Source organism: Saccharopolyspora sp. NPDC000995 (genome assembly GCF_053599315.1).
The window spans coordinates 26423-35279 of record NZ_JBSFLZ010000074.1; the positions used below are offsets into that span (position 1 = coordinate 26423).

Annotated in this window: 7 protein-coding genes; 2 read left to right on the forward strand and 5 right to left on the reverse strand. The window is 67.6% G+C overall.

The annotated features are described in order from the left end of the window. Positions 1 to 122: 122 nt before the first annotated feature. Entirely contained in the window at positions 123 to 851 is a 729-nt protein-coding gene (locus ACWDKQ_RS22610; RefSeq protein WP_450140739.1) for a DUF4191 domain-containing protein, read from the forward strand. A 64-nt stretch (positions 852 to 915) separates the two neighbouring features. Here ACWDKQ_RS22610 and ACWDKQ_RS22615 read toward each other — a convergent pair whose 3' ends face one another. Next, positions 916 to 1386 (reverse strand): RDD family protein, encoded by a 471-nt coding sequence (locus tag ACWDKQ_RS22615; RefSeq protein ID WP_450140740.1) that lies wholly within the window; start codon positions 1384 to 1386, stop codon positions 916 to 918. 218 nt (positions 1387 to 1604) lie between these two features. On the opposite strand from ACWDKQ_RS22615, the gene glnA reads away from it, so the two are divergent. Next, complete coding sequence (gene glnA, locus ACWDKQ_RS22620) at positions 1605 to 3029, forward strand: type I glutamate--ammonia ligase (protein ID WP_450140741.1); 1425 nt, start codon at positions 1605 to 1607, stop codon at positions 3027 to 3029. A gap of 192 nt (positions 3030 to 3221) precedes the next feature. Here the strand turns inward: glnA and ACWDKQ_RS22625 are convergent, their stop codons facing one another. The 4 genes from ACWDKQ_RS22625 to ACWDKQ_RS22640 all read right to left on the reverse strand — a co-directional run bounded on the left by ACWDKQ_RS22625 (position 3222) and on the right by ACWDKQ_RS22640 (position 8691). After that, positions 3222 to 4082 carry an SMP-30/gluconolactonase/LRE family protein gene (locus ACWDKQ_RS22625; RefSeq protein WP_450140742.1) on the reverse strand — a complete coding sequence of 287 codons (861 nt, stop codon included), beginning with the start codon at positions 4080 to 4082 and terminating at the stop codon, positions 3222 to 3224. 224 nt (positions 4083 to 4306) lie between these two features. Then, positions 4307 to 4822, reverse strand: a complete 516-nt coding sequence (locus ACWDKQ_RS22630) for an N-acetyltransferase family protein (RefSeq protein WP_450140743.1) — start codon at positions 4820 to 4822, stop codon at positions 4307 to 4309. Between the two features lie 22 nt (positions 4823 to 4844). Further along, positions 4845 to 7886, reverse strand: a complete 3042-nt coding sequence (locus ACWDKQ_RS22635; RefSeq protein ID WP_450140744.1) for a bifunctional [glutamine synthetase] adenylyltransferase/[glutamine synthetase]-adenylyl-L-tyrosine phosphorylase — start codon at positions 7884 to 7886, stop codon at positions 4845 to 4847. A 52-nt stretch (positions 7887 to 7938) separates the two neighbouring features. Continuing rightward, positions 7939 to 8691 carry a type 1 glutamine amidotransferase gene (locus ACWDKQ_RS22640; RefSeq protein WP_450140745.1) on the reverse strand — a complete coding sequence of 251 codons (753 nt, stop codon included), beginning with the start codon at positions 8689 to 8691 and terminating at the stop codon, positions 7939 to 7941. Positions 8692 to 8857: the final 166 nt, after the last annotated feature.

Genomic DNA, 8857 nt, shown 5'->3' on the forward strand with positions numbered 1-8857 from the left:
GCTCGGTCGAGGGCGCCTCTCGCGCTTCGCTCGACCGCCTTTTCGGGGACGAGTTCACGGGTCGGTCACGCATCCCGGACCGCACCTGCACCTGGCAGAGGCCGCGCCGTATCCTGAAAAACATGGCCAAGCAGGACAAGGCCGCCAAGAAAGCGGCGGCCAAAGCAAGGCGCCAGGCAACCCGGGGCCGCATCAAGCAGATCTTCGAGGCGTTCAAGATGCAACGCCGGGAGGACAAGCTACTCCTTCCGCTGATGCTCGGGGCTTTCGTCGGCGTGACCGTCGTTGTGTTCCTGCTGGGCATGATCTGGGGTCTGCACTGGGCGTTCCTCCCGGTCGGCCTGGCCTTCGGCCTGCTGGCCGCAGTGATCATCTTCGGTCGGCGGGTGCAGGCGACCGTCTACCGCAAGGCCGACGGCCAGCCCGGCGCCGCCGGGTGGGCCCTGGACAACCTCCGCGGCCGCTGGGTACTGAGCCAGGCCGTGGCGGGCACCGCCCAGCTCGACGCGGTGCACCGGCTGATCGGGCGGCCCGGGGTCGTGCTGGTCGGCGAGGGCGCGCCGCACCGGGTCAAGTCGCTGATGGCGCAGGAGAAGAAGCGCGTCTCCCGCCTGATCGGGGAGACACCGATCTACGAGATCACCGTCGGCAGCGAGAAGGACCAGGTGCCGCTGAGCAAGCTTCAGCAGCGCATCATGAAGCTGCCGCGCAACATCGGCCCGGGCCAGGTCGACGCGATCGAGAACCGGCTCGCGGCGCTGGCCAGCCGCGGCAACTCCCTGCCCAAGGGCCCCATGCCGCAGGGCGCCAAGATGCGGAACGTGCAACGCGCCGTCCGCCGCACGAAGTAACCAAGACGAAAAAGCGGGCCCGGGGGCGCACCCCGGGCCCGCTTTTATTCGTCCGCAATCGTACTCAGCGCCGGAGGACGATGGTCTTGCTGGCGCGGTCGTGCCAGGAGCGGCCGTCGAAGTTCCACATCACCGCCGGGATGACCAGCAGCGTCAGCCCGCAGCGCAGCACCGCGCGCAGCGGCCCCACCGTCCCCGCGCCGTCGATCCGGGCGACCCAGATCCGCATCATCGCCATACCCGGGGTGAAGCCGAAGAAGCTCACCGGTATGACGGTGATCAGGAACCAGGTCAGCAGGCTCCAGTCACCCGGGAACTCCGGCGCGGTGAACGCGGCGGCGATCAGCGCTGCCAGCAGGATGTCGATGACGAACGCCAGCAGGCGCTTGCCCGGCGGCGCCGCCGAACCGGGGCCGTCCTTGGGCAGGCCCAGCTTCTCGCCGCGCCAATCGGGCCGCCCCTCGGCGGCCTGTTCCCGCGCGTGGTTGAATGCGCTTTTCGGGCCGTCCAGCCACGAACCGATGACTCTTCGCACGTCATCCAGGGTACGTGCCCTTGCCGTACGGCTCGCGCAGCATCATGCTCGGCCGGTGCGCGCAATCCCGGCCACCCGAACAGGCGACAGTTAACGCCGATGAAACATTCAGGTGACGACGGGGCAACACCCCTGACATAACGTAGGCTGCGAGCCGGCGGTGGAAACTTTGGCGTTGCGTCGGTGAGCTGTACGAGTGCGTGAAGGAGCCACCGAGGTTGTTCAAGAATCCTGACGAGGTCCTGCGCTTCATCGCCGATGAGGACGTGAAGTTCGTAGATGTCCGGTTCTGCGACCTGCCGGGCGTGATGCAGCACTTCACGGTGCCGGCCACCGCGTTCGACCAGGATGCATTCACCGAGGGACTGGCCTTCGACGGCTCGTCCGTGCGCGGCTTCCAGTCGATCCACGAGTCGGACATGCTGCTGCTGCCGGACCCCTACACCGCCCGGCTGGACCCGTTCCGCGCGGAGAAGACGTTGATCCTCAACTTCTTCGTGCACGACCCGTTCACGCTGGAGCCGTACAGCCGCGACCCGCGCAACATCGCGCGCAAGGCGGAGCAGTACCTGAACGAGTCCGGTATCGCCGACACCGCGTTCTTCGGCGCCGAGGCCGAGTTCTACATCTTCGACTCTGTCAAGTTCGGCGAGGGCCCCAACAAGAGCTTCGCCGAGGTCGACTCGATCGAGGGCTGGTGGAACACCGGCCGCGACGAGGAGGGCGGCAACCGGGGCTACAAGACCCGGCTGAAGGGCGGCTACTTCCCGGTCTCCCCGTACGACCACTTCGCGGACCTGCGCGACCAGATGGTCAAGCAGCTGGTCGGCTCGGGCTTCACCATCGAGCGGGCGCACCACGAGGTCGGTACCGGTGGCCAGGCCGAGATCAACTACAAGTTCAACACCCTGCTGCACGCGGCGGACGACTTGCAGCTGTTCAAGTACGTCATCAAGAACACCGCCTGGCAGCACGGCAAGACCGTGACGTTCATGCCCAAGCCGCTGTTCGGTGACAACGGGTCCGGCATGCACAGCCACATGTCGCTGTGGAAGGACGGCAGCCCGCTGTTCTACGACGAGTCGGGCTACGCCGGCCTGTCGGACATGGCGCGCTACTACATCGGCGGCATCCTGCACCACGCGCCGAGCCTGCTGGCCTTCACCAATCCGACGGTGAACTCCTACCACCGCCTGGTGCCGGGCTACGAAGCCCCGGTGAACCTGGTGTACTCGCAGCGCAACCGCTCGGCCTGCATGCGCATCCCGATCACCGGTGCGAACCCGAAGGCCAAGCGCGTCGAGTTCCGCTGCCCGGACCCGTCCGGCAACCCGTACCTGGCGTTCGCCGCGATGATGATGGCTGGCCTGGACGGCATCAAGAACAAGATCGAGCCAGCCGAGCCGATCGACAAGGACCTCTACGAGCTCCCGCCGGAAGAGGCCAAGAACGTCCCGCAGGTGCCGGACAACCTGGCCAAGGTCATCGACAACCTGGAAGCCGACCACGACTTCCTGCTGGAGGGTGGCGTTTTCACCCCCGACCTGATCGAGACCTGGATCAGCCTGAAGCGTGAGGACGAGATCGACCCGATCCGCCTGCGCCCACACCCGCACGAGTTCTCGCTGTACTTCGACGTGTGAGCCTCCCGGTTGAGGTAGTGCGCTGACCCTGCTGAAACGCCGGTCAGCGCGCTCCCAGGGCCGTCTCCAGGCCGTCGTCAGAGCGCGAAAATCGTGGCCCGCCAGCACTGCGCTGGCGGGCCACGACGCGTTTCGGACATGAACCCAGTCACCGTTGCGGGGATCACACGAACCCGCCATTAGCGAGAGGGGTCAGATTCCCTGCCATGGCGGGAGTGGCGCGCCAACGGTGCCGGGCCTGAAGCGCAGCAGCGCGCCCGCGTAGGGGTCTTCGCGCAGCCCGCGTTCGTCGTAGCCGAAGCACGCCGAAGTAACGTACAACTCCTCCAGCCGCGAACCACCGAAAGCGAGGCTGGTAATCCGCCGGGTCGGTGCCCACAACACGGTTTCGAGGTCCCCGCTGGGCGCGTACCGGTGGATTCGCCCGGTCCAGTGCATCGCCACCCACACGCATCCCTCGGCGTCCACCGCGATGCCCTCCGGGCTGCCCTCGGACTCCGAGCACACCACCCACTGCCGCCCGGACAGCGCCCGCGCGCTGTCCACGTCGTAGTCGTAGACCCAGATGGTGCTCGTGTCGACCAGGTACATCCGGGTACCTTCCGGGCTCCACGCCAGCCCGCCGGCGCCGGTCACCCCCTCGACCAGCAACCGCGCCCGGTCGCCGTCGAGCACATACAGCGCGCTTGCGCGCAGGTCGCGAGCGTGCGTCAGGGTTCCGGCCACGAATCGCCCGGCCGGGTCGCAGGCACCGACGCTCATCCGGTCGCCGTTGCGCACCTGCACGATCGGCTCCAGCGCGGCACGCCCCAGGTACACCCGTGCGAAACCGTTGCCCACGGCAGCGATCAGCTGCCCGTGCCGAGTAGCCCCCAGCGCAGTCACCGCGCCCGGTAGCACCCGCACTTCGTCGACACCGGAATCTCGGTGGTAGGTGTGCAATTCGCGGCGCAGCAAGTCCACCCAATGCACGCAATTGAGCGCCGACATCCACAGCGGGCCCGTCCCGCACAGCGCCTGCCGGTCGACGAGCAGCTCGAAGTCCTCGGACATCGACAGTCCCCCATCCTGAACCACGCCTGCCCTGGTCGCCGAGACTACTTGCGAATTCGGCAATTCGGGACCGCCGACCGGGTTTCCCGACATAAATCCAATGAGGATGCCGGATCACGTTGCGCCGCGATGCGTCATCCGGACTATTCGATTACCACCGATTCACGCAATCGAACAATCTGCCGGGGGCGGCCCGCATAGTCCACATTGCATGTGTCGTCCGATCAGCTAACGGAAGCGAGCGAAACTTCCCGGACGAAGCAAACCCGGTCGTGCCCGCGTCCGTCGTAATCCTGGTGCACCGGAATCCCGTCGATTTCGGTATCGCCGGGAACGAGCTCGAACCCCATGCGGCGGTGAAACGCGACAGAAGCGGTGTTGGCCGGGGAGGTGATGCAGCGGACCCGGCTGCGCCCGGCGCTGGACGCGGTATCGAAGAATTCGGCGTGCAACCGGCGCGCGAGCCCGCCGCCGCGCAGCGCCGGATCGACACCGACGAAGTGGATGTAGGCGTCCTCGGCGCGGTCGGCGGACAGAAATCCGATCAGGAATCCCACCGTTTCACCACCCCGCTCCGCCACGAGGCTCGTACCGGAGAAATGCTGCAAGAACAACCGAGGCACCAACAAGGACAATTCGCGGGCTTCGGCCGGACTCCTGGAATCCGTCCACCACGACTCGATCGCCGCCACGATCCGCGAATGGTCGGTCTCTTCGGCCTGGCGCAACCCATCGGCCATGGCCCCACCCTAAGCGCAACGATCAGGAACCGTAGAAGACCCGTTCCACGACGGCGCGAGCGTGCCGCGTCACCCTCAAGTAGTCGTCGACGACCTCACCGGTGTCCACTCCGGCCGGATAGCCCAACGCCGCCGCCACCGCGTTCAATTCCCAGGTGTGCTTGGGAAGCTGGTCATCGGGCTTGCCGCGCACGAGCATCACCGCGTTGCGCACGCGCATCGCCAGCGTCCACGCCTCGACGAGCTCATGGGCATCACTGGCCTCCAGCACACCGACCGAGGCCGCGGCACGCAACCCGTCCACCGCCGATGTGGTTCGAAGTTCGGCGAACTCGTGCGCATGCTGCAACTGAAGCAACTGAAGCGTCCACTCCACGTCGGCCAGGCCCCCGCGTCCGAGCTTGGTGTGGGTGGCGGGATCGGCCCCCCGCGGCAGCCGCTCGGAATCGACCCTCGCCTTGATCCGGCGGATCTCCCGAACCTTTGCCTCGTCCAGCCCGCCCTCCGGATAGCGGATCAGGTCGATGGCCCGGCAGAACCGCTGCCCCAGGTCGTGATCGCCCGCAACGGCTCGCGCCCGCAGCAGGGCTTGCGCCTCCCATGCCTCGCCCCAACGCCGGTAGTACGTCAGATAGGAGTCCAGGGTCCGCACGAGCGCGCCCTGCCGCCCCTCCGGCCGCAGGTCGATGTCGACCTCCAACGGCGGATCCTGGCTTGGTGCACCGAGCAACCGGCGTACCTCCTCGACGACGGAAGTGGCAAACCGGACGGCAGTCCGCTCGTCGGCTCCCTCGATGGGTTCGCACACGAACATCACGTCAGCATCGGAGCCATAGCCCAACTCGGCGCCGCCAAGGCGTCCCATCCCGATCACGGCGATCCGCGCCGGGACCTCGCCTTCCGACCGGCTGGCCACGTCCCGCATGGACACATCCAACGCGGATTCCAGCACTGCGACCCAGATGTTGGACAGCGCCCAGAAAACAGTCGTCGGTTCCATCAGGCCAAGCAGGTCACCGCAAGCGATGCGCAGCAGCTCGTGCCGCCGCAACGAGCGCGCTGCGGCGACCGCCCGCTGCGGCTCCGAGTAGCGCGCCACCGCGCTGCGCAACGATGTTGCCGCCTCCATCGGATCGCGCTCGGCGAGTGCTGCCGTATCCGAGAGCAGTCGCAGGACTTCCGGCGCCCGCACCAGCAATTCCGGAACCAGTTTCGAAGTGCCCAGCAGCTGGGCCAGCCGTTCGGCGACCACGCCCTCGTCTCGCAGCAACCGCAGGTACCAAGGTGTTTCGGCCAACGCCTCCGAGACCTTGCGATAGGCGAGCAGCCCACCATCTGGATCCGGCGTGTTCGCCAGCAGATCCAACAGCATCGGCAGCAAGGTGCCCTGGATGCTGGCCCGCCGCGACACCCCGGACGTCAAAGCCGCGATGTGCCGCAACGCCCCTTCCGGGGAGGTGTAGCCGAGCGCGGCCAGTCGCGCGACGGCGGCCGAGGTGGTCAACCGAAGTGCCGCGGTGGGGACCTTCGCGACCGCTTCCAGCAGCGGGCGGTAGAAGAGCTTCTCGTGCAGGCGGCGAACCCTGTTGCCGTGCCTGCGGAACTCCGCGACCAAGGCCTGGGCCGCAGTGTTGCGGCCGCTGGAGCGAAGGCCGACCGCGCGGGCGAGCACCGTCAGCGCGTCGCTGTCGTCGAAGGGCGGGAACAGATGGGTTCGGCGCAGCTGTCGCAACTGCAGCCGGTGCTCCACGGTGCGAAGGAAGCGGTAGGAGTCCACCAGGTCTGCGGCGTCGGTACGGGCCACGTACCCGCCCTCGCCCAACGCCAGCAAAGCATCCAACGTGGACCTCGAACGGAGCGAGTCGTCGCTGCGACCATGCACCATCTGCAGCAGCTGCACGGCGAACTCGACGTCCCGCAAACCCCCACGGCCGAGCTTCAGCTCGCGCTCGACCAACTCCGACGGAACGTGGTCCTCAACCCGCCGCCGCATCGAGCGCACATCCGAGACGAAACCCTCGCGCTCCGCGGCGGTCCACACCAGCGGCTGCACCGCTTCGAGGTAGCGGGCACCGAGCTCCTCGTCCCCGGCCACCGGGCGCGCCTTCAACAACGCCTGGAACTCCCAGGTTCGGGCCCACCTCCGGTAGTAGCTGAGGTGGCCATCAAGCGTCCGCACCAAGGCCCCGGCCTTGCCCTCCGGGCGCAGCGCTGCATCGACCTCGAAGAACGCTGGGCTCGCCACACGCATCATGAGGCTGGCCAACCGCGTCGCGGCCGGGATGTCCGACTCGCTGTCGGCGACGAACACGATGTCGACATCGCTGACGTAATTCAGCTCCCGCCCACCGCACTTGCCCATCGCTATCACCGCGAGGGTCGGCACCTCGTCCACGCCGGACCGCTGCAGCTCCGCGGTCGCGACCGCCAACGCCGCCCGCAGCGCCGCGACCGCCACGTCGGACAGGCCGGCAGCAACGTCCTCATACGACGTCGCCGGCAACGACGGCTCCGCAACGCTAGCCATGTCGTTGCCAGCGACGTCCAGCAACAACCCCCGGTAGGTGCTCCGCAGAGCGCTAACCGCGTCCGGTCCGCGCAGCTTTGCAACCGGGCCTCCCGGTGTGCCCGGCACCCCGTCGCCGTCCGCTCCGACCGAAGCCAGCAGCACCGAGGTGCGCTCCTCCAGGGTGCTCGGCTGGATGGCATCCGACCGCAGCCGACGCCAGTCCGCCGGATTCGCCACCAGGTGATCGGCGAACGCCGTGGAATCGCCGAGCACACCGAGCAAACGCCCGCGCAGCCCCACGTCATCCGCGAGTGCCTGCGACAACTCCGCCCAGGCCGGGCCTGCGAACTCCTGGAAGCGGTCGAGGGCGAGCAGCGCGAGATCCGGATCTGGTGCGCGGGAAAGCGCAGCGACGATCGGCTCGGCTTGCGCCGGGCCGGCATCCGACCACCAGCCGACTCGCCTCAGCTGGGCCTCGGCACGTGACGCGTCGCTGAACCCGTAACGCGCGGTGGACGGCACCGAACCCGATCGGGACGAGTTGCTGTTCGCCATGTTCGAACCGTAGTCCGCATCTGATGCCGGTGAAGACCCAACCTGACGACAATCACGCCAGGGGCAAGAACCTGCTGGTACTGCGCTCCTCAGGGGGAGCGTCGACCAGCCGCACGAAGCGTTCGGCGACCGGCTGCCACGTCTCGGCGAGATCGGCGTGGAACTCCCGCAGGTGCTCGGGTTCCAACTGCCCCGGACGGGCCGCGGCGGCGACATCCGGCGACAACTCGGCCCACTCCAACACCATGTCCGGGGTCGTCTCGATGTGGAACTGCAATCCGTACGCGCAGTCCCCGACCCGGAAGGCCTGGTTGTCGCACATCGGCGAGGAAGCGAGCAGCCGCGCAGTCGGCGGCAGGGCCGTGATCTCGCCGATGTGGAACTGCAACACGTCAGGCGTCAGCGGCACTGGGCCGAGCAGCGGATCCTCGGCCGCGGCATCCCGCTTCGCCACCAACAACGTGCCGACCTCCGGTCCCTTGCGAGCGGTACGAACCTGGCCACCGGTAGCGGCGGCCAGCAACTGCGCGCCCAAGCAGATCGCTAACACCGGAACCCGCTCGCCTACGGCCTTGCTCAGCAACGCGCGAACACCAGCCAGCCAAGGGTGTTCCGCGTCGTCGTACGCACCCATTTCACCGCCAAGCACGACCACGCCCTGATGGTCGCCGAAGCCGTCCGGGAGCTGCTGCTCCGACGGAAGCACAACGTCGAGTTCCGCACCCGCGGCGAGAAGCCATTCGCCGAGCTCGCCCGGGGGATCCAACTTCGACGGCTGGACAACGAGAATCCGCACACCACCCATGCCCGTGAGGGTACGTGCCGGCAATCCGAACGCCCACCGACTTCTGCAGGCAGACCCGACGGAGCGTCTTGGAAATGGGAAGGGGCCCCTTCTTCCGGTCCGGAAGAAGGGGCCCCTTTCAAATATTGTGTCGGCGGTGTCTTACTCTCCCACACCCTGTCGAGTG

Bases quoted from the DNA above. Each gene is read 5' to 3' on its own strand.
- ACWDKQ_RS22610 (WP_450140739.1), top strand. From the start codon at position 123: ATGGCCAAGCAGGACAAGGCCGCCAAGAAAGCGGCGGCCAAAGCAAGG.
- ACWDKQ_RS22625 (WP_450140742.1), bottom strand. From the start codon at position 4,082: ATGTCCGAGGACTTCGAGCTGCTCGTCGACCGGCAGGCGCTGTGCGGG.
- ACWDKQ_RS22630 (WP_450140743.1), bottom strand. From the start codon at position 4,822: ATGGCCGATGGGTTGCGCCAGGCCGAAGAGACCGACCATTCGCGGATC.
- ACWDKQ_RS22635 (WP_450140744.1), bottom strand. From the start codon at position 7,886: ATGGCGAACAGCAACTCGTCCCGATCGGGTTCGGTGCCGTCCACCGCG.
- ACWDKQ_RS22640 (WP_450140745.1), bottom strand. From the start codon at position 8,691: ATGGGTGGTGTGCGGATTCTCGTTGTCCAGCCGTCGAAGTTGGATCCC.